The 20,768-nt window shown below is 41.8% G+C and carries 17 protein-coding genes; 11 read left to right on the forward strand and 6 right to left on the reverse strand.

From position 1 onward, the window contains the following. Window positions 1-350: 350 nt before the first annotated feature. Both ahpF and ahpC read right to left on the reverse strand, forming a co-directional pair. A complete protein-coding gene (gene ahpF / locus B5X77_RS05725; protein ID WP_079506049.1) occupies window positions 351-1,880 on the reverse strand; it encodes an alkyl hydroperoxide reductase subunit F in 1,530 nt (509 codons plus the stop codon). 13 nt (window positions 1,881-1,893) lie between these two features. Beyond that, the gene (gene ahpC, locus B5X77_RS05730; RefSeq protein WP_079506051.1) at window positions 1,894-2,457 is read right to left on the reverse strand and encodes an alkyl hydroperoxide reductase subunit C; all 564 of its coding nucleotides are present in this window, start codon (window positions 2,455-2,457) and stop codon (window positions 1,894-1,896) included. 593 nt (window positions 2,458-3,050) lie between these two features. Between ahpC and B5X77_RS05735 the strand changes: the two genes are divergently transcribed. The 3 genes from B5X77_RS05735 to B5X77_RS05745 all read left to right on the forward strand — a co-directional run bounded on the left by B5X77_RS05735 (window position 3,051) and on the right by B5X77_RS05745 (window position 4,905). Continuing rightward, window positions 3,051-3,833 carry a hypothetical protein gene (locus B5X77_RS05735; RefSeq protein WP_176167247.1) on the forward strand — a complete coding sequence of 261 codons (783 nt, stop codon included), beginning with the start codon at window positions 3,051-3,053 and terminating at the stop codon, window positions 3,831-3,833. Between the two features lie 19 nt (window positions 3,834-3,852). After that, window positions 3,853-4,191, forward strand: coding sequence for a helix-turn-helix domain-containing protein (locus tag B5X77_RS05740; RefSeq protein WP_079506055.1), 339 nt, complete (start codon window positions 3,853-3,855; stop codon window positions 4,189-4,191). 96 nt (window positions 4,192-4,287) lie between these two features. After that, the gene (locus tag B5X77_RS05745; RefSeq protein WP_079506057.1) at window positions 4,288-4,905 is read left to right on the forward strand and encodes a DUF3298 and DUF4163 domain-containing protein; all 618 of its coding nucleotides are present in this window, start codon (window positions 4,288-4,290) and stop codon (window positions 4,903-4,905) included. A 96-nt stretch (window positions 4,906-5,001) separates the two neighbouring features. Here B5X77_RS05745 and B5X77_RS05750 read toward each other — a convergent pair whose 3' ends face one another. Together B5X77_RS05750 and B5X77_RS05755 are read right to left on the reverse strand one after the other, a co-directional pair. Then, entirely contained in the window at window positions 5,002-6,231 is a 1,230-nt protein-coding gene (locus tag B5X77_RS05750) for a dicarboxylate/amino acid:cation symporter (RefSeq protein ID WP_079506059.1), read from the reverse strand. Window positions 6,232-6,454: 223 nt separating this feature from the next. Next, a complete protein-coding gene (locus B5X77_RS05755) occupies window positions 6,455-7,447 on the reverse strand; it encodes a DUF3231 family protein (protein WP_079506061.1) in 993 nt (330 codons plus the stop codon). A gap of 130 nt (window positions 7,448-7,577) precedes the next feature. Between B5X77_RS05755 and B5X77_RS23230 the strand changes: the two genes are divergently transcribed. The 4 genes from B5X77_RS23230 to B5X77_RS05770 all read left to right on the forward strand — a co-directional run bounded on the left by B5X77_RS23230 (window position 7,578) and on the right by B5X77_RS05770 (window position 13,456). Further along, window positions 7,578-7,727 (forward strand): lipoprotein, encoded by a 150-nt coding sequence (locus tag B5X77_RS23230; RefSeq protein ID WP_176167248.1) that lies wholly within the window; start codon window positions 7,578-7,580, stop codon window positions 7,725-7,727. Window positions 7,728-7,847: 120 nt separating this feature from the next. After that, window positions 7,848-10,931 (forward strand): efflux RND transporter permease subunit, encoded by a 3,084-nt coding sequence (locus B5X77_RS05760; protein WP_079506063.1) that lies wholly within the window; start codon window positions 7,848-7,850, stop codon window positions 10,929-10,931. A 750-nt stretch (window positions 10,932-11,681) separates the two neighbouring features. Then, the gene (locus tag B5X77_RS05765) at window positions 11,682-12,854 is read left to right on the forward strand and encodes a ParM/StbA family protein (RefSeq protein ID WP_079506065.1); all 1,173 of its coding nucleotides are present in this window, start codon (window positions 11,682-11,684) and stop codon (window positions 12,852-12,854) included. Window positions 12,855-12,868: 14 nt separating this feature from the next. Beyond that, window positions 12,869-13,456, forward strand: coding sequence for a hypothetical protein (locus B5X77_RS05770; protein ID WP_079506067.1), 588 nt, complete (start codon window positions 12,869-12,871; stop codon window positions 13,454-13,456). Between the two features lie 41 nt (window positions 13,457-13,497). Here B5X77_RS05770 and pepF read toward each other — a convergent pair whose 3' ends face one another. Beyond that, the gene (gene pepF / locus B5X77_RS05775) at window positions 13,498-15,315 is read right to left on the reverse strand and encodes an oligoendopeptidase F (RefSeq protein WP_079506068.1); all 1,818 of its coding nucleotides are present in this window, start codon (window positions 15,313-15,315) and stop codon (window positions 13,498-13,500) included. Window positions 15,316-15,494: 179 nt separating this feature from the next. On the opposite strand from pepF, the gene B5X77_RS05780 reads away from it, so the two are divergent. After that, entirely contained in the window at window positions 15,495-17,120 is a 1,626-nt protein-coding gene (locus B5X77_RS05780) for an ATP-binding protein (protein ID WP_079506069.1), read from the forward strand. Between the two features lie 55 nt (window positions 17,121-17,175). Here the strand turns inward: B5X77_RS05780 and B5X77_RS05785 are convergent, their stop codons facing one another. After that, on the reverse strand, window positions 17,176-18,348 hold the full coding sequence (locus tag B5X77_RS05785) for an MFS transporter (RefSeq protein ID WP_079506070.1): 1,173 nt from the start codon (window positions 18,346-18,348) through the stop codon (window positions 17,176-17,178). Between the two features lie 194 nt (window positions 18,349-18,542). Here B5X77_RS05785 and B5X77_RS05790 point away from each other — a divergent pair, with 194 nt between their 5' ends. The 3 genes from B5X77_RS05790 to B5X77_RS05800 all read left to right on the forward strand — a co-directional run bounded on the left by B5X77_RS05790 (window position 18,543) and on the right by B5X77_RS05800 (window position 20,735). After that, window positions 18,543-19,010, forward strand: a complete 468-nt coding sequence (locus B5X77_RS05790; protein WP_079506072.1) for a DUF2243 domain-containing protein — start codon at window positions 18,543-18,545, stop codon at window positions 19,008-19,010. Window positions 19,011-19,023: 13 nt separating this feature from the next. Then, the gene (locus tag B5X77_RS05795; RefSeq protein ID WP_079506074.1) at window positions 19,024-19,479 is read left to right on the forward strand and encodes a hypothetical protein; all 456 of its coding nucleotides are present in this window, start codon (window positions 19,024-19,026) and stop codon (window positions 19,477-19,479) included. Window positions 19,480-19,607: 128 nt separating this feature from the next. Next, complete coding sequence (locus tag B5X77_RS05800) at window positions 19,608-20,735, forward strand: NAD(P)/FAD-dependent oxidoreductase (RefSeq protein ID WP_079506076.1); 1,128 nt, start codon at window positions 19,608-19,610, stop codon at window positions 20,733-20,735. Window positions 20,736-20,768 lie beyond the last annotated feature (33 nt).

The raw sequence follows: 20,768 nt of genomic DNA on the forward strand, positions 1-20,768 counted from the left end.
GATAGACTTTAATATGGCTAAAAACCTTTAATCCATTTTGGATTAAAGGTTTTTTTACTGGTGGGGCAGTTCTTTTGTTAGAACCGGGAGTATAAGTCAGGTTTGAAGATAAAAAGGGCAAAGCTGTCAAGAAAGCTCTGTTATTTTGACAGGATTAAAGGATAAGAGGATAAAGCTGTCAAGAAAGCATTGTTATTAAGACAGGTTTGAAGTCATGAGGCCTAAAGCTGTCAAAAAGTCTCATTATTGAGACAGGTTTTAATGAGAAGAGAGTAAAACTGTCAAGAAACAGAATCCTCAAAAATAAAAAACCGCTTCACTGCCAATCCAGGCAGCAAAGCGGCTTCTTCTTAGTTACGAATCAAGTAATCAAATGCACCCAATGCTGCGGTTGCACCTGATCCCATTGAAATGATGATCTGTTTGTATGCACTGTCCGTGCAGTCGCCAGCAGCGAATACGCCAGGAAGGTCTGTGGCACCGTGCTTGTCTACGACAATCTCACCGAAGCGAGTACGCTCAAGCGTGTCACTAAGCCATTCTGTGTTCGGTACTAGGCCGATCTGGACGAATACACCTTGTAATTCAACATGATGTTCTTCACCTGATGCACGGTCAATGTACGTTATACCATTCACTTTGTCGGTACCGGTAATTTCACTTGTCTGTGCGTTTGTCACTACAGTGACATTCGGAAGGCTGTGAAGGCGGTCTTGCAGAACTGCATCAGCTTTGAGTTCAGGGTTGAACTCAATCACTGTCACATGTTTTACGATTCCGGCAAGGTCAATTGCTGCTTCAATACCAGAGTTTCCTCCGCCGATAACCGCAACGTCTTTTCCTTCGAACAACGGTCCATCACAGTGAGGGCAGTAGGCAACCCCTTTGTTCTTGAACTCGGCTTCTCCTGGTACGTTGACATTCCGCCAGCGGGCTCCAGTTGAAATGATGACAGTTTTACTCTTAAGGACTGCGCCATTCTCAAGCTCAAGTTCAATAAGGTCTTTCTTTTCCAAACGCTTGGCACGCTGCAAGTTCATGATATCGACACCATATTCTTTAACATGCTCTTCAAGGCTTGCAACAAGCTTTGGTCCTTCTGTATGCTTCACACTGATGAAGTTTTCAATGCCTAATGTATCCATAACTTGTCCGCCAAAGCGTTCGGCAACGATGCCTGTACGGATTCCTTTACGCGCTGCATAGATGGCTGCACTTGAACCAGCTGGGCCGCCTCCGACAACAAGGACATCATAAGGCTCCTTGTCATTCAGCTCAGATGTATCAGGGCCTGAACCCATCTTCGCAAGGATCTCTTCAAGGGACATACGTCCGCTTCCGAATGGCTCGCCATTAAGGAATACTGTCGGTACTGCCATGACCTGCTTGCTTTCAACTTCATCTTTAAAAGCGGCACCATCAATCATGACATGTGAAATGCCAGGATTCAAAATGCTCATCAGGTTAAGGGCTTGGACCACATCAGGACAGTTATGGCAGCTAAGGCTGACATAAGTTTCAAAACGATATTCTTCTTTGATGGCTTTTACCTGGTCAATGACTTTCTGGTCAACTTTAGGAGCTCTTCCGCTAACCTGCAGCAGAGCAAGAACTAATGAAGTGAATTCATGTCCTAAAGGGATACCTGCGAAAGTCACCCCAGTGTCTTCGCCGATACGGTTGACACTGAAACTAGGTGTTCTTTCTAATTCTGCATGCTCCACTTTAATTCGGGATGACATTGTCGCCAATTCATCTACTAAAGTCAGCATGTCACGTGATACATCATCCGATCCTGCGCTAACTTTAAGCAGCACATCGCCCTCCATCATCTGAAGATATTGGGCTAATTGTGCTTTTATTTCTGCATCTAATAACATGGGTAAGTACCCCTTAAATCTTTCCTACAAGATCAAGGCTTGGCTTAAGTGTTGCTTCGCCTTCTTTCCATTTAGCAGGGCAAACTTCGCCTGGGTTGTTGCGTACATATTGTGCTGCTTTCAGCTTGCTGACTACCTGGCTAGCGTCACGGCCAATTCCGCCTGCATTGATTTCAACAGTCTGGATAACGCCGTCTGGATCGATGATGAAAGTTCCGCGCTCTGCAAGTCCATCTTCTTCGTTCAATACATCGAAGTTGCGAGAAATCTTCTGTGAAGGGTCCCCAATCATGATGTACTCGATTTTGCCGATTGCTTCTGAGTGGTCATGCCATGCTTTGTGAGTGAAGTGAGTATCAGTTGATACAGAATATACTTCCGCTCCCATTTCTTTTAGTGTTGCATATTGGTTCTGCATGTCTTCAAGCTCAGTTGGGCATACGAATGTGAAGTCTGCTGGATAGAATACAACTACGCTCCACTTGCCTTTGAAGTTTTCTTCAGAAACAGTGATGAATTCTCCGTTGTGGAATGCGTTTGCTGTGAATGGTAGAACTTGAGTACCGATTAATGCCATGATTAATTTCCTCCTTAAATTTGGGTAAATTATTTTTTTTTAATAGTTAGCTGAATTAAATCAGTTAACTATTCGGTAAACTAGAATTATTCTAATACAGTAACGATTATTATATAAATAACGGCCAGTGTCAAGTAAAAGGCCTCCAAATTACACCTTTAATATTTATTCCCATTGAGAGGGATGTTGATTCAGACTGTAAAAAAGCATATATAAACAGTGGTAATACTGGATAGTGGCATTGAACAGAGACGATTAAGTCTAGAGCAATTAAATGAATACAATTTTTATTTAGCCTCTACTATTGAGAAAATAAATCGAAGAGACACATTTCAACATTCCCTTGAAAAATTTGTCTAAAACAAAAAATATCCTTCACCAGTCCGTATGTAATAAAGTATAGTTAGCTTATACAGAAAGTGGATCCGGAGGCGAACATCATTAAGAACTTCAGCCAAAAAGCCTTTTATCTTTTTTTCCTTCTGCCTGCTTTGATTCTAACCTTTATTCATGTCAAGATTCCGCAAGAATTGGAATGGAATGTGTTTTTCTTCTTATGCATAATGGTGATTTTCGACAGGATCAATCTTAATGTGTTCGCTGGTTTTCGTTATTCGTTCTTCCATGTCATGTTATCGTTGATTATTTTTGACCGCTTTTCAGTTGTATATGGCTTCATTTATCTTTTGGTAGACAGCTTGTTTGCTATAATCTCCCGAAAAAGAGGGGATTTGAAGTCGACAATTGCTTTGCTGTCGATGTATATCCTGATTATTATTGTCTGTAATGAATTTTATAATGAGTTCACAGACCAAACTTACACCGCTCGGTATCTCACATTGATAATTATGCTGTTGTTAAGTATCATCTTAAAATACTTTTATGTATGGCTTGAAACAGGTGCTGTGACCAGTAAAATGTTCATTGACCGATTTGGCCCAATGACTTTTGAAGTCATGGTTATTTTTCCGATTCTGGCCTTTTTTGACCACATGAATGTAAATCTGGTTCTTATCCTTTTTCTCTCGTACTATACTTTTATTGGTTTTCTGCACAGAAAGTTCATCACAGTCAATCAGAAGCATGTTGAATCGTTGATTTACAGAATTGAAAAAAGATATAGCATTCACGTACACACTCTAGATTTGAATTCGTTAAAAGGAATCTATCATCCTGCCAGGAAAATGATTTTCATTGATGAAAAGCTCGATTATCCAGAGCAGCTTCAGACGATTGTCCATGAATTGCTTCATCACCAAACAAATAGGTTTCTTAAATTACCTGATATTATGGTGGAAATGATTATTACATTATTTGAGGCGATTCTTAGCTGGTACTATATCATCTCATATAAGCATGTCTCGAAAATAGACTAGAGGAAAAAGGGGAGTTTCTATGTCCACGCCATTAGGCCAGGAATTAAGGAGATTGAGAAAGGAAAGAGGATTACGTCTTGAAGACGTAGCGAATGGAACAGGGATTACGCTGCAGTACTTAAGCATGCTTGAAAAAGGGGCAAGGAAGTCGGTTTCATTTGAAATCATGTCGGATATTTCAAGGTTCTATGGAGTTCCACTTGATTATTTTGCTGCCTTCCTGAAAGAGGATGATTCAGAGCCTCTTACTGATGTAGAGATTATGCTGTGGCAGGCAATCAATGAAAAAGTCCGTGATGAAATTTACTATAAAAAAGGAAAGTCCTTAAAGGATATCTTTTCAAAAGTATTAAAATAAGAAGCGGCAGATCCTGCAGGGGTCTAGCCGCTTTTTTAGGCTTACAATCCTGTATTCGTGAATACAATGGCTAAAAACGATAAAGGAAGTGTCATGATGGCGATTTCTTTCCCGATAAGCATTCAAACGGTGAAAGTCAGCGGAGGCCCTAAAAGGACAGTCTACTTTCCAAGAGTCATAAATATGGCCAATCACGAGGTTGAAAGGATAATAAATCACAGCATCGTTTCCCAGGCACAGCAGCTTATTAACCAACAAATTGGAAATATGCCCTCGTCGGTTGAAGAAATGCTTGGTTACTATGAAATTAAAAATAACCAGAGGGATGTCCTCAGTTTGTCTCAGCTAAATTATACTTATCACTATCACGCAGCGCATGGAATGACCTATATAAAATCGCTCACGTTTGATCTGCAAAGCGGGAAGGTTAGTGAGCTGAAGGATTTATTTAAGCCGGGGAGCGACTATGTTAAAAGGCTTTCAGACATTATTGGAAAACAAATAAAAAATCGTAATATCCAGCTTCTTGGAGACTTCAAGGGAATTCGCGAAAATCAGGACTTTTACATTGCCGATAAAAGTCTTGTTGTGTACTTCCAATTATATGAAATCACTCCATACGTTTTTGGGTTTCCAATGTTTCTGATTTCTGTCTATGAGCTGGAGGATATTATTGATGAGAAGGGGCTTCTGGGGAAAATGGCAGGCGCATAATGTCCCCAGATTAAAGTATAGTGTGTGCCGTGACAGGTTAGGATTTGCTGTATACAAATAGCAAAAAACCGCATCTCTTCAGATGCGGTTTTCTATTTAACCAGCTGCTTCTGCTTTCTTTTCCGATTGATCAACGACTGCTGCTCCTACTACGTCTCCGACCACATTCGATGCGGTGCCAGCCATGCCGATAATCGCATCAACCCCAGCAATCAGTGCAACGACTTCAAGGGGGAGGTCAAACATCGTCAACACTACAGACAGGGTGACGAGGCCTGCGGCAGGGATGCCTGCTGTCCCGATTGAAAGGAGTGTACCAACAAGTATGATTGTGACGAAATCGATTACAGAGAAGTTGGCTCCTGTGACATTGGCGGCAAAGACAATCGATGCACCCATCCGGAGTGCTCCGCCATCGGAGTTGAATACCGCTCCAAGCGGCAAACTGAAATTCACCATTTTTTCGGAAATGCCCGCCTTCTTTGCACTCTCGATCGCCACCGGCAGGGAAGCGATGCTGCTGGAAGTAAAGAAGGCTGTGGTATACGCATCCTTCGTATTAACGAAAAAGCTTTTGACCGGAATCTTGAATAGCTTGAGAGTGCCACTATAGACAAAAACCCAGAGAATAATAATCCCCAGATAAAATACCGCTGTAAATTCAAGCAGCGAAGTTAATGTATCCCACCCCTGGGTTCCAAAAGTGGAGGCGCTAATTGAAAAAATACCAATTGGCGCGTACAGAAGGACGCCTTTTAAAATCCTGAAGAACAGTTCATTTGCTGCCTCAGATAAAGTTTGCAGCTGTGCTCCGAATTGCTGGATTTTATCCTCATGCGAAAACCTCATGCCTGAAATAGTAAATCCAATGATAATAGCGAGGAAAAGAATCGCCATTAGGTTCCCGGAGGTAAAAGCAGAAAAGAAGTTATCCGGAACGATATTGAAGATGACATCAGATATGGAGGGTGTCGCGGGCTTTTCCACCTCTGTATTTGGGAGTGACAGGGAATTCCCCGGATTGATCAAAAGGGCAAGCCCCAGACCAATCAGAACCGCAGCTGCCGTTGTCGCCCCATAATATAGAATCAGCTTTCCGCCTGTCCTTCCAAGCTGCGTGGGATTCATTTGATTGACTGCCAGTACAACGGTCAGGAAAACAACCGGTGTCGCAATCAAGTTAAGAAGCTTGATCAACAGCGTCCCAAAAGGTGTGAATACCTCCGCTTCCGCTCCCATTAAAACACCAGCGAAAATACCAAGGACAAAGCCAATGGTCATTTTTAAAATAAACGATGAATTTTTATATGTATTCCAAAGATTCACTTGTTGTACCGCCTCTTTTTATAATATAACTCTGTGAAAAGACATAAAACCTCCACATATAAATAAAACTACACCTGTTTCAGAAATGAGACAATAGATTGTTTCATACAAGGTATGATTTAAATTCTATATTTAGGATGAAAAAATAAAAAGACTTTGAGCACAAGGGGAACAAGTACGCAAAGTCTGGTAAATATTATTTTTTATTGGAATAAAAATGGTGTTATCCCTTCCGATTGAACACCTGCGGCGGCTGTTCGAGCCATTTTTCGGTTATGGTCAGCAGCAGGCCTTTTCCATAAAACTTTTTCATCAGGTTGGAGATTACGGTGAATTTGGTGACAATATCAGACCTTAAGCTGGAGGTCAAGGCCTGGTTAATCATAATGAAGCAAAACATCCCAAGGCAAGTATTCACGAAAAATAGCATCAGTTTATCAGAAAAAGGTGAATTCTTCACTTCAAAGAAGTTGAAATCTCCGGAAGCTGAATAAGGGATATTTTCTTTATTAAAAGTATCCTCAAGCGTATCGAGTACTTTATTGAGTGCGACAACTCCTTTGCTGAAATGTTGTTTTACTTCCTTATCACTAGCGAGCTTACTAAAAGATAATAGGACCATTTTTGAAAAGCGCGCTCGATGGAGGATTCTTGATAGGTTTGCGATTTCCGCTGCATTTACAGGCCTGGAGCCTCCGAATAAGCCATTGAGATACTTGATTTCACCTGCCATGTCAATGGTATGGTCCATTGCTACCTGTGGAGATTTCAGGAAGATTCCCTTCTGCAGCATCAAATTAGTGATTTCCTTCTGCAATTGGAGTGTGAATTGAATCGCCCCTTGAAAATAATCTATGGTATCCTTCCGTGTGCAATCCGGCAAAGCGCTTGGATAAGTTATAAGTGATAGCATGGAAATATCATGGCAAATATATAATATAAAAGTATCGGAAAAAACCTTTTCAACGTCCAGCCTGACATCCTTTTCTGTAAATCCCAGCGGTACCGTGAGATTCTCTTTTAAAAAAATATCCTTCAGGTCGTTCAGGCTTTTCTCAGAAAAAACGACCATTTTTTCTACAATCGTTTTCACTTCCATATCATGTGTTGTCTCATAGAAATATTGATAAAACCGTAATTCCATACTGCTTTTCAAGTATGATGACCATATATTCGAAATTTCTGTTGAGGTTAAACCCACATTTGTTTCCCCCATCCACGAGTCACTCCTTTCCCGTTATTGTTTGTCTTTATTAGATATTTATTACAAAAAATAGGTAGTTTTCATCACACTCACATAGAAACCACTTGTTACAGGGCATACTTTTTCAAAAGGAGGTTTTTTAATGAGAAAGTTTTTAATCATGTTCTTAATGGCAGTTTCAATGTTCTCTGTTACAGGCTGCGGCAATGATGCACCTCCTGAAGAAGATGAACAGCTCGAAGATGTTGAAGAAGAAGATGAAATTGGCGATGGAGAAGTTGATGATGAATAGATTTGCAAGCCCGCTTTAATTATAAAGCGGGTTTTACTTTGTGCATCTATGATTGACAAATGACCGGTCAGTCACTAACATTAGAATGTGTAAAAATGAAAAATTAAGGTAGGTGCAGCAGTGAAAAATCTGGTCAATTTTGTGCTTGGAAATAAACTTGCCGTTTGGCTGCTTACAATTATCATCACGGTATCAGGAATTTATTCAGGTACACGGATGAACATGGAGACCATCCCGAATATTTCGATTCCATACTTAATGGTTATGGATGTCTATCCAGGGGCAACGCCTGAAAAAGTAATGGAGGATGTATCAATTCCGATTGAGAAGGCGGTTGAGGGCCTTGAAGACGTAAAATATGTCTATTCTAATTCATATTCCAATATGTCCAGTATACAAGTGGAGTATGAATATGGCATTGACATGGATGAAGCAAAGCGGGCATTACAGTCTGCATTAGATACGGTTCAGCTGCCGGAAGGGGCACAGGAACCAACGATTACGGCCATCAGCATGAACATGATGCCAATTGCGGCACTAAGTGTCAGCAGTACGAAAGAGGATATTGTTGAGCTAACATCAACAGTCGAAGAAATCCTTCTTCCGAAAATCGAAAAAATTGATGGTGTTGCTTCCGTAACGATTACAGGACAACATATTGAAGAAGTAAATCTTGAGTATAATGAAGCGAAAATGAAGCAATTCGGTTTGACCGAAGATAAAGTGAAGGAAATGATCCAGGCCAGCAATTTAGATGTATCCCTGGGACTTTTTGAATTTGAGGAAAGCGAGCAGGCTGTTGCCGTTGATGGCAAATTCACGACTACTGAACAACTGAAGAACATGCTTATCCCTGTGACTCCTTCAGAGGCAAATCCATCACCTTTTGTGAAGCTGAGTGATATAGCTGAGATTGAACTAGTTGGCAAGGTTCAATCCATTTCCCGTACAAACGGAGACGATGCGATCGCTATACAGATTGTCAAGGAACAGCAAGCAAACACTGTTGATGTTGTAAATGAGGTAAAGGATTTAATAAAAGAAGAACAGGATAAAATTGATGGCCTGTCCATCGATGTATCACTGGACCAGGGGAAGCCAATTGAAGAATCTGTAACAACGATGATTGAAAAAGCGTTATTTGGCGGATTAATCGCAGTCCTGGTTATTCTTCTGTTTTTACGTGATTACAAGTCTACGATTATATCAATTGTATCGATTCCAGTTTCCATATTCATGGCACTGCTGCTGTTGAATTGGATGGAGATTACACTAAATATCATGACACTAGGCGCAATCACTGTTGCCATTGGACGCGTAATAGATGACTCGATTGTAGTAGTGGAGAATATTTATCGACGCCTTCATTTGAAAGAAGAAAAATTAACAGGGCGTGCTCTTGTACGTGAAGCGACAATAGAAATGTTCAAGCCGATCCTGTCTTCAACTCTTGTTACGGTTGCTGTTTTTGCACCGTTGATTTTCGTTGGCGGCATGGTAGGAGAATTGTTCGCTCCATTTGCACTGACCATGACTTTTGCTCTTGGTGCGTCATTGATTGTTGCCATTACGATTGTACCGGCGTTATCACATTTCCTGTTCAAAAAGAAATTATATGGTGAAAAAACAGAGAGCAGCCACAAAGAAGCTGGCAAATTAGCTAACTGGTATAAAGGTGTCTTGAACAAGTCGCTTAACCATAAAATCATCACATCCCTTATTGCCGTGGTTTTATTAGCAGGTAGTCTTGCGCTCACGCCGATAATCGGGTTCAGCTTTATGGGCAGCGAGGAAGAAAAGGTCATGTATTTAACCTATACGCCAGGACCGGGCGAACTTAAGGAAGACACTTTGGCAAATGTTGAAAAAGTGGAAGAAAAGATGCTCAAACGTGGCGATATTGATATCGTTCAAATCTCTGTTACAGAAGAGGCAGATCAAATGTCAGCAATGATGGGAACTGGATCTGGCGGTGCCTTGATGTATCTGATCTTCGACCCCGAAATGGAGAATTTCTCTGAAGTCAGGGAAGAAATCGAAGAGTATGTAATCAATATTGGACAAAGTGGTGAGTGGAAGAGCCAGAATTTCGGCGGTATGTCTATGCCTGAGAATGAAATAAGCTATACATTCTACAGCGAAGACCTGGACAAATTGACGAAAGCTGTAAACCTTGCTGAGAAAGAGATGAAAGATATTAAAGGCTTGGAAGACGTTAGTTCCAGTGCAGAGGAAGCATATGTGGAATACACCTTCAAAGTCGATCAGGACGAATTGCTCCAATATGGCTTAACAGCAGGACAAATCGTCATGATGTTGAATCCCAACAAAGCAAAAGATGTGTTGACAACTGTTGAAAAAGATGGTGAATCACTTGATGTCATCGTTCAGCAGGAACAGGCAAAGCAGCCGGAGTCGATTGACGATATCCTGGATACAGAAGTCCCAACTGCGAGGGGTACGACGATGCCATTGTCAGAACTGGTAACAGTAGAAAAAGGTACCACGATGAATACACTTGCACGCAGTAAAGGACAATACTATGCATCAGTATCAGGAACGGTTGTAGATGATGATATTTCAAAGGCATCTGCTGAGACTCAAAAAGCAATTGATAAGCTAGATATGCCGAAGGGCGTTGAAGTGGGTGTCGCCGGTGTACAGGCAGACATGACGGAAACATTTACACAGCTTGGTGCTGCGATGCTGGCAGCAATTGCGATTGTTTACTTCATACTAGTTGTCACCTTCCGTGAAGGTGTCGCGCCATTCGCGATCCTTTTCTCTCTTCCATTTGCAGTAATCGGTTCATTCGTAGGCCTGCTTATGGCTGATGAAACGATTTCCGTTTCTGTCATGATGGGTCTGTTGATGTTGATTGGTATTGTAGTTACGAATGCCATCGTCCTCGTAGACCGGATCATTCACATGGAACGAGAAGGATTGACTATGCGTGAAGCAGTGCTTGAGGCGGGTGCAACACGTTTACGTCCAATCCTTATGACAGCAATTGCTACTGTCGGTGCACTGATACCGCTGGCAATGGGTACAGGCGGGGGAGGCCTGATTTCAAAAGGTCTTGCCATTACCGTAATCGGGGGATTAACAAGCTCAACTTTGTTAACGCTGATTGTCGTGCCAATTGTTTATGAAGTTCTTTCAAAGATATTCAAGAAGAATCGTCGGGAAATACGAGAGGATTAATCAGTAGTCCAGGTGGATGAGCAGTCTTCCATCTGGGCTTTTTAATGTAGTTACCCCTCTGGCTTTTTATTTTTGAAACTATAAAGATCCCTTCCTTATTAGTTTACAAACGCTGTGAATATACCCGTTTTTCTTCCTCTTTCACCATGATCCGACAATCTCTTTCTTCATCTTTGATATTTAGATTATTGAGTAGGGGAGGGGACTTGGTCATGCTTATTTATGGTGAGTTTACTTTTAACAGATCCACACGACACTTATCACCTACCTAGATATTCTCCTTATGCTTTGCCATGTCCTATTCTTATCTGCTCCCATTCATTTTCTGTCCATCTGCCGTTACCCTTTAAAAATACATTCTTCAGTCAAGAATTCATTTTCAGACTGCTCTGTTAACCTCAAGATTTATCAAACGGCAGGGGAGGGGAGTTTTCTTATAGATATGAAACTAGGAAAAATAAGGTAAAATTATCAATGTATACAAAAATGTAGACATGTATACATAAAGTAAACAGTTCGTGTACAATTACGTTTACATGTTTACAAATAAGTATACATCCCATAGAATCAACATGTATACAACTTTGTATTCGTTGTGTACAATTATGTATACAAGCAGATTGAGGTTTACACCTCGTTTACATGTTTACAATTACATTTCTTTTTACTCGTAAATCTTGCAGTATCTATTATTTCCCTTTACCTTTAGAATAGTAGGTAAGTATACATAAATGAAAAGGAATGATATGAATGACGAAATCAAGAATTGCTGCAGTTGATGTTGGTAACGATTCTATTAAAGCTATTTTTGGAGAATTTGATAAAGAACTGAATATCCCGAATATCGTGGCGAGGGACACTGAAGACCGTCCTGTAATCGGAATCGAGGAGCTTGATACGAAAGATCCGCTAGATGGAATCCATATTCGTGTCCACTCCCCTGCCCTGAAAGAAAATAACGCTATCTATCGTGTCGGAAGTCTGGCAACAAAAAGCGATAACGCAACAGAACTGGATCCCGGAAGCAGCAAGTCAGAGGAAGACCAGACATTGATCATGCTCTTCGCTACGCTTGCATTGGATGCAGTCAATGAAGACAATGCTAAGCTTTTCCCGAAAAGCAAGAATGTCATTGATGCGAATTATACGCTCGGTACGGGCCTTCCGCTTCGTGAAGTCAAAGAAGGAAAAGACGCTGGTTACCGCTCCAAGCTGGTCGGATCCGTTCACCAGGTAGAATTCCTTGTAACTCCTAAATACCAGGGACTGAAAGTGAACATCAAATTCGATGAAGTGAAGGTTTATCCTGAAGGTTTCGCGGCTTATATCAATCTAGTAATGGATAATAGCCTGAAAATCATCAACAAGGATTTAATTGATAGAAGAATCTTGATCCAGGATATCGGCGGATTATCAACAGATATCGCTGTCATCAAGAACCGGAATGTCGATGATGACAAGGCACAGGGCTTCAACCTTGGTGTGTCTGAAGCGCTGGAACAAATAAGGGAAGAAATCCGCAGCAAGCATGGCGTGGAGTTAGACAGCCGTACGGATGTTGTGGAGATCATCACGCGCAAGAATGACCGCAACCATATCATGGTCAAGGGAAGCCGTACAAGTGTCCATGACATCACAGATCGCATTCTTCTTGAGCTGGCGAAAAAACAATATCGCCTACTGCGCAATGTTTGGGCGAAGAACTCCCAGACAGAAATTTGCTATTTCGTCGGCGGCGGAGCAACTGTCCTTAAGGAATATATCAAGACATTGAACAATAATTTAGATGGTTATAATATTGAGTTTTTCGAGGATGAAAAAGAGAGCATCTGGATGATGGCCAATGCTTACTATAAGCTCATCATGGATTTTGTTAAGAAATCTGAGAAGAGCAAAACTGCTTCAGAGCCTGTCAAAAGCTAAAGTAAGGTGATCCCATGAAAAAAACCAACCCAAATGAGATTAAGAGAGGACAAGCATTGTCATTTCGTGTTCCCTCTGATACACCAGACCATATCTTAAGACATCTTCAAAACTTGAAAGAAACCGAGAGAAGGAATTTTTCAAGTAAAATTGCTGAATTTGTCGTCAAAGGTGTGGGGAATTCTTATTCACGGGAACGAGAAACGATTACAATTCCCCTCCCTCGCAGTCTCAGCAAATCGCAGCGGGCTTGGATCAAGCATGAGCATTCGGAAGCTTTGCTGGGGAATATCGTCTATCATTTGTTGACAGACCCTTTGCGGGCAACCTCATTGCTGGCCTCTTTGAACAGCAACTCAACTGAAATCGATGAGGCACTTTATCTTCAGGAAGAAGATCTCCCATTGAACCCAATCGCATTAGCGGATGAGTCACCTGTAACCCGGGAAACTGCATCAACAGCTGAAATCGATTCGATGGACGATGACCTTGATTCATTTGATTGGGAGTCGGTACATCAACCAGAAACCCATGTTGAGGAAGAAAAGGAAGAGGATTTGGACGACCTTCTCGGAGACTTCCTCTCAAAAATGAACAAGTAATTGCTAAGAAACCCCATGGACTGCCATGGGGTTTCTTTACTTTATTGATAGGATGCTTCCAGCTGATCAATTAATGATCCGACATAGCCTACAGCCTTGCGCACAGGTTCTGGAGTCGACATGTCGAGTCCAGCATGTTTCAGCAATTCCAGCGGCTTCATGGTTCCGCCTGCCCGCAGCACTTCAAGCCAGCGGTCGACAGCCGGCTGCCCCTCCTCCTGGATCAATTGAGAAACAGCAGTTGAGGCAGTCAGGCCAGCAGAGTAGGTATACGGATACAAGCCCATATAATAGTGTGGCTGACGCATCCATGTTAGCCCGGCTCCTTCATCGATTTCTACTGTATCGCCCCAGAAGCCAGTCAGCACATCTGTTTTCATCTCAGTAAGAGTTTTAGCCGTAAGTGCATTGCCAGCTTCAGCATGTGCATATACCCTGCGCTGGAATTCAGCTTCCAGCAGGTGAGTCACAAAATTATGATAATAAGTACCCAGAAGCTGCAGGACGACCCAGCGAATCATCTGGGGATTAGCTTTATTTTGATCAAGAAGATAGTGGGCAAGCAGCATTTCGTTCATTGTCGATGGTGCTTCAATGAAATACATGGAAGGACGAACATTCATGATCCGCTGATTTTGATTAGCCAGGTAAAAATGGCCTGCGTGGCCGAATTCATGTGCCAGTGTGAAACAGCCGCGCATATTATCAGCCCAGGTAATCAGGATATATGGGTGTGAACCATAAGGACTGGAGCAAAAGGCACCTGTGGATTTACCTACATTATCAGCAAGGTCCACCCATCTGTCTTCGAAGCCTTCTTCAATCATTGTTATATAATCCGGTCCCATTACCTTTAAGGAATCGGTAATCAGCTGCCGTGCCTCCTCGTAAGTGACTTGAGGGTCAAAATCAGGATCGAATGGAGCTTTCAAATCACAAAACATCATTTTATTTAAACCCAGCACCTTCTTCTTTAGCTGGGCAAATCGGCGCATATGAGGTGCAAGCTCAGTGTAAATAATATCGATTTGGTTATTGTACATTTCCTTCGTTACCTGCTGAGGCTCCAAAAGCATATCGGTAACCGAATCATAATTCCGGAGTTTTGCTAAGGCAACCTGTTTTTTCACCTCGGTTGCATAGGTCGCTGCGATGGTATTTTTATATTGTTTAAGTGTTGAAACGAATGATCCATAGGCTTTTCTGCGGACATTAGTATCCGGTGAAAATTCATAGCGGCTCTCAAACAGTGCAAAAGAGACTGGCAATTTGTTGTCTTCCTCGTCTTGGATTGGAGCAAATTCCATATCAGCAAGTTTGGCCATATTGTATATATTGTATGGTGCTGAATGGACTTCGCCTAAAGCAGCAAGGACCTCTTCCGTTTCAGGCGATAGTTTATGCTTTTTCGTTTCCAGAAGCTCTAGAAGAGTCTTTTTGAAAGGCTCGAGTCCTTCCTCTTCCTGAACGAATTCTTCCACTTTTCCTTCTTCAAGTTCAAGAATTTCGGATGATATAAAGGATAGTGCGGCCATCGCCTTTGTGAAAACCGCGGCGACCTTATCTGAATTTGCCTGGTTTGCAGGGTCGGTTCCATCAGCCGATTGCTTCAAGCTTGCATATGTACGGACTTTGACCAATTTCTTTGTTAAGTCTTCCTGAGCGGTAAGGCATTCCAGCAGTGCATTTGCCCCGGTATGCAGGGTTCCTTTGAAGTTAGCAAATTTTGTAACGTCAACTTCAATTTCCTTCAGTGCCACCTCCCACTCCAGGTCGGATGTGAATAAATCATTGAGATCCCAGGTCAATGATTCAGGAACCTCTGAACGAGTAAGTCGCTTTTCAACGGTTTTATTCAAATTTATCTCCTCCTTCTAATGTTTATATTACTACGAAAGGCGAAATAATTTAAGTTAAAGATTAACTATTTCAAAAATTTAAAAACAATTAAGGGCTATTTGTCTTAAATTTTCTGGAAAAGGTTTATTCTCTGGTTTATGATAATTAATAAATTCGGAAATAAATAGGTGGGAGCCAGTTGATTTTAATAGATTATATAATTAATCTCTCAATGCTTTCCTTAATGGTCAGTACTCCTTTAGTCATTCGCTCTTATCTCAATCATAAGCCGCTCAAGCAACTATGGGTGTGGGCAGGATTATACGCGGGGGCTGTTTCCTGTGTGCTTGTTAGCTTATCTTTCCAGGATGAAGGTTACTCATATGATATCCGGTATGCCATAATCATCTTGGTCTTCGCTTACCTGGGACCAGGTGCAGGCATAATTTCCAGCAGCCTTGCATTGATGTCAAGGTTGATAGTATCTGAGAACTGGTTTCCTGCAATTGTTGGCTGGGTAGTGGTGATGATCATTTTGGTGGTAATTCACAATCTTACTATGCATTTAAAACCAGTGAAAAGAGTTATGATTCTACTGTGTTCTTACATAGTCACTTATATTATTACTGTACCGATCATTTTAAACGTAATTAGAGACAATCCAGTTTTTCACCTTCAATACTTATTGTTTGTTTCAATAGGCGTACTCATTGGTGGAATTATTATCGAATCATATGAAAAGCTGCATAGAATTATTCACGAACGAAAGAGGATGGAACAGACACTGGAGGAAAGTGAGTCAAAGTACCGCCTCATAGCTGAGAATACATCTGATCTCATCATGGTAATGGATAAAGAACATGCCATAAGTTATTTTTCTCCCTCTCATGAGGTGGTGTTGGGATACAAGGTTCCAGAGCTTGAAAAAACAGAAATATGTAAATTAATTCATCCAGATGACGTTGTGAATTTCAGGGAAACAATCACAAAGATCATGAAAAATAAAGAATCACTGCCAGTAGAGTTTCGTTTCCAGCATATAAGTGGTAAATGGATTGATTTTGAATCCCGCTGTATGCCGGTAATGAGTGATGAGCGGGTGATTGAGCATATTGTTATAATAAGCCGGGATATTTCTGAGCGCAAAAAAGCGGAGGAGATTCTTTTACAATCCGAAAAGCTATCGATTGTAGGGGAACTTGCAGCTGGGGTCGCGCATGAAATAAGGAATCCTCTTACTACAATAAAAGGGTTTCTCCAGCTATATGGAAAAGAAGATCATTCGAATGAAATTAACAACTTGCTTCTAAGCGAACTAGAAAGGATCGAAACAATAACCAGTGAAATGCTTTCTTTAGGAAAACCTCAGGCCATCCAGCTTAACCGGGCCAACTTATGTGATTTGATCGATCATACAGTCGATTTCCTATCCCCGCAGGCAAATATGAAAAATATACAATTCAGCCGGAGTTATCTGGGGGCAGATTTCTTCATAACATGTGAGCAAAATCAGATTAAGCAAGTGTTCCTCAATATTTTTAAAAACGCAATGGAGGCCATGCCCAAGGGTGGAAATATCGATATAAAATTGCGAAAAGGCATAGATGGTGAATGTGTTATTTCAATTCAAGATGAGGGCTGCGGAATCCCAGAAGAATTGCTTCCGCGCTTAGGTGAGCCATTTTATACATTGAAGGAGAAAGGAACGGGTCTCGGCTTGATGATTTGCCATAAAATTATTAAACAGCACAATGGTATGATTTCTTATCATAGTAAGTTAAGTAAAGGGACATTAGTTGAATTAAAACTCCCCTTAATCAATTAAAAAGTGAACTATAAATATGAGGAGGATGGCAAATATGCCATCCTCCTGTTTGTCCTTATTGGTTTACCGAGTGGGAAGTTTTTGTTCGTGCTTGATAAATTTGGTATAAAATCAGGGCAACTAATGATAAAACAATCCCGGAGATATAAGGCATCCCGATGGCAATCGAGAACAGCCATCCGCCTAACGGGGGCCCGATGATTCTGCCAAGGGAGTCAAAGGAAGAAAGCAGTCCGGTGGTTCCCCCGTGACCAGTTGTCGACTTTTTTGTCAGCAGGGAGGATACACTTGGACGGATCAATCCATTGCCAATTCCGAAGATGGTCAGGAATAGGGCTGCAGTTCCGAAACTCTCGGTCAGGAGAATCAATCCAAAACCTATGGCTGAAATGACAATACCCAGCTGGATGACGGCACCCTCGCCAAGCATCTTCGTCAGCCTCCCGACTAATCCGCCTTGTACGACGGCACCCGCAAGTCCCATTATCATGAAAATATAGCCCAATTCAACAGAGCCGAGTCCAGCTTTCTCCGCAGCGAAATACGCAAATGTTGCTTCAAGGCCCGATAAAGAAAGGGAAACGAAAAGCTGAAGCAAAAACAGCATGGACAGGGTTCCAGTGAAGGCCTTTAATAATGAAGTTCTCTCCCTTTCCTGACTAGTGCGATGTTCGGCCGAAAGCGACTCTTTTAAGGCAAAAGTGACGAATAAAAACGTAATTAGCGATGTCGCACCAGCAATGTAAAACGGCATGCTCAAGCTTGATTGGGAAAATACACCCCCGATTGCAGGCCCAAAAATGAAGCCGAGCCCAACCGAGGCGCCGATGATTCCCATCCCTTTTGCTCGGTCTTCTTCAGATGTGATATCCGCTACATAGGCCATGACTGTCGGCATATTGGCAGAAGATAAAAATCCGCCAATGATCCTTGCAGCAAACAGCATCCAGAGCTGTGTAGAGATAGCCATCAGGAAAAAGGAAAGAGACAGTCCAAGAATGCCTATCATAATGACCGGCTTCCTGCCGATTCTGTCTGAAATCCGCCCCCACATTGGCGCAAATAAAAACTGCATCAGAGAGTAAACAGCCATCAACAGCCCAAGTTCTGTCGGTGATGCCCCGATTTCTTCAGCGTAAAAAGGAATGACCGGAATGATGATCCCAAATCCGACCATAACAAGGAACATGACTAAAAATAAAATAGGCAGAGCCTTTTTTGTGTTCATTTAAGTATTCACTCCATTATTTCAACTATATCTCTTAACGATAAAGAAAATTATATCAGAAACCTTGATAATATAGCGAAAATTCAATGTCGTAAGAAGAAACTATTTTCTACTGTAAAGGATTCTAAAAGGTTAGGATTTGATATTTTGGGATATATAATTCAAAAGCTTGAAAATAGAGGAGAGGGTATTCGATGAGTCCGAAAACGAAAGCAAAATTTCTTGGCATTGGCAGTTTTATTCTTGGTTTTGGGTTTATGGGGTCGATGGATGGAATCATATTTCACCAGTTGCTTCAATGGCATAGTGTCGTGATGGAGACGACGCGGCCTGGCCAGATTGTCAGCGATGGAATATTCCATTTTGGAGTCACTGTTGCTTTGGTCGCTGGCGGAATCTTGCTTTGGCTTGCAGGAAGGCCAACTGAGGTTTCAAAGGGCATTAGCAAGCTTATTGCCAATTTTTTAATTGGTGCCGGAGTTTTTAATCTGGTTGAAGGGATTGTGAATCACCATATCGTCCAAATCCATCGAGTAAAGCCGGGGGATCCAAATGCAATAATGTATGACCTGGCATTCCTTGGATTAGGACTTTTGTTGGTAATCACAGGGAAGCTGATCAGGGGAAAAGCGTCAGTCTCTACTATCAGTAAAGAAGCATAATTGGAGTGAAAACATGTATAGGATCACCAGTTTTATCATCATCTTTTCATTTGTATCAGTAATGATTTATTTTCATATCCAAAATGGCCACTTTCAGGCTGCTGATGATGAAGAAGAACATCACCATGGAATAATTGCTGTACCTAATGGGACAGCAGCCCCTTCGATAGACGGAGAAGTAATGGAGGACTCATCAGGGTCCTGGCTTCTTAAAATCAAAACAACTAACTTTACCTTCACTCCTGAAAAGGCCGGTAAAGAGGAGATTAATTATAATGAAGGCCATGCACACATCTATTTAGATGGGAAAAAGATCAACAGATTGTATGGAAACTATTATAATCTTGGAGAGCTTGAATCTGGTATCCATGAGGTAAAAGTTACGGTGAATGCCAATGATCATAGAGTTTTTTCTGTTATGGGAGAAGAAATATCCTTCAAGGAAAGGTTCGAAGTGAATAAGCGGTAAAGTTTGTTTTTTTATATAGTTTTCGTATGAAGGCAAAATAGCCAAGGTAATTGTGTGCTGCTTTGAGTGTATCGTAGAATTTCTGTAGAATGGGATTACAGAATTCTTTTACGGAAAAAGGTGTAGATATGAAAAAACATTTAATCATAGGGGCAGGGATCCTGGGAGCATCGACTGCTTATCATCTGGCCAAAGCGGGGGAGCGGGTCACCATTATCGACCGTGGAGAACCTGGGCAGGCAACGGATGCTGCTGCGGGGATCATTTGTCCCTGGCTGAGCCAGAGACGGAATAAAGCCTGGTATTACCTGGCGAAAAATGGTGCCGCATATTATGACTCGCTGATTGACCAGCTTGAAAAAGATGGTGAACGTGAGACAGGTTTTCAAAGGACAGGTGCTATCAGTCTCCATACTGTTTCAGAAAAATTGGTCAAGATGGAAGAAAGAGCGATACAAAGAAGGGAAGAAGCTCCTGAAATAGGCGAAATCCATCAGCTTGATTCAAAGGATACAAGAGTGTTGTTCCCTCCGCTATCCGAGGAATTTTCATCTGTCTATGTAAGTGGAGCAGCACGGGTTAATGGACGGCTTCTCCGTCTTGCACTGTTAAAAGCTGCCCAAAAATATGGTGCCAGTTTGGCAGAAGGGAATGCCGTTCTTGATTTTTCCAATGGCAAGGTAACAGGGGCGATTGTAGGAGAAACTAGATATGAAGCTGATATGGTAATTTTAACAGCTGGTGCATGGGCGCCTGGGCTGTTGGAGCCGCTTGGATTGGAACTCAAGATTTCTCCGCAAAAAGCGCAGATCATCCATTTGCAGCTGGAAAACTTGGACACGGGAGATTGGCCTGTTGTGATGCCGCCAAATAACCAGTATATCGTGGCATTTGAAGGTGGAAAAGTGGTAATTGGCGCCACACATGAAGACGATATGGAATTTGACCGGCGGCCGACACTGGGCAGTATGCATGAAATCATGGATAAAGGCCTGGCGGTAGCGCCTGGAATGGCAAATGGAACTTATATTGAAACGAAGGTTGGCTTCCGTCCTGTTGCACCGAATTTCCTGCCGATTATTGGACCTGTGCCAGGCTTTGAGAATCTGTTACTTGCTAACGGACTCGGATCCTCTGGCCTGACAGTAGGGCCATATCTCGGTGCCCAGCTTGCAAAACTTGCCTCAGGTAATGAAGTTGATATCAATCTTGCCTTGTATGATGTTACAGAAGCGATAAACACACATATTTCCTAGGCAATGAATGAAGAAGTAAGCAGAACACTATTA

The sequence above is a fragment of the Mesobacillus jeotgali genome, from assembly GCF_900166585.1.
Lineage (GTDB): Bacteria > Bacillota > Bacilli > Bacillales > Cytobacillaceae > Mesobacillus > Mesobacillus jeotgali_A.

What these genes read in the sequence shown, in the direction of transcription:
- ahpF (WP_079506049.1), bottom strand. Translation starts at nt 1,880, where the DNA reads ATGTTATTAGATGCAGAAATAAAAGCACAATTAGCCCAATATCTTCAG.
- B5X77_RS05790 (WP_079506072.1), top strand. Translation starts at nt 18,543, where the DNA reads ATGAGTCCGAAAACGAAAGCAAAATTTCTTGGCATTGGCAGTTTTATT.
- B5X77_RS05770 (WP_079506067.1), top strand. Translation starts at nt 12,869, where the DNA reads ATGAAAAAAACCAACCCAAATGAGATTAAGAGAGGACAAGCATTGTCA.
- B5X77_RS05765 (WP_079506065.1), top strand. Translation starts at nt 11,682, where the DNA reads ATGACGAAATCAAGAATTGCTGCAGTTGATGTTGGTAACGATTCTATT.
- ahpC (WP_079506051.1), bottom strand. Translation starts at nt 2,457, where the DNA reads ATGGCATTAATCGGTACTCAAGTTCTACCATTCACAGCAAACGCATTC.
- B5X77_RS05740 (WP_079506055.1), top strand. Translation starts at nt 3,853, where the DNA reads ATGTCCACGCCATTAGGCCAGGAATTAAGGAGATTGAGAAAGGAAAGA.
- B5X77_RS23230 (WP_176167248.1), top strand. Translation starts at nt 7,578, where the DNA reads ATGAGAAAGTTTTTAATCATGTTCTTAATGGCAGTTTCAATGTTCTCT.
- B5X77_RS05800 (WP_079506076.1), top strand. Translation starts at nt 19,608, where the DNA reads ATGAAAAAACATTTAATCATAGGGGCAGGGATCCTGGGAGCATCGACT.
- B5X77_RS05745 (WP_079506057.1), top strand. Translation starts at nt 4,288, where the DNA reads ATGGCGATTTCTTTCCCGATAAGCATTCAAACGGTGAAAGTCAGCGGA.
- B5X77_RS05755 (WP_079506061.1), bottom strand. Translation starts at nt 7,447, where the DNA reads ATGGGGGAAACAAATGTGGGTTTAACCTCAACAGAAATTTCGAATATA.
- B5X77_RS05795 (WP_079506074.1), top strand. Translation starts at nt 19,024, where the DNA reads ATGTATAGGATCACCAGTTTTATCATCATCTTTTCATTTGTATCAGTA.
- B5X77_RS05785 (WP_079506070.1), bottom strand. Translation starts at nt 18,348, where the DNA reads ATGAACACAAAAAAGGCTCTGCCTATTTTATTTTTAGTCATGTTCCTT.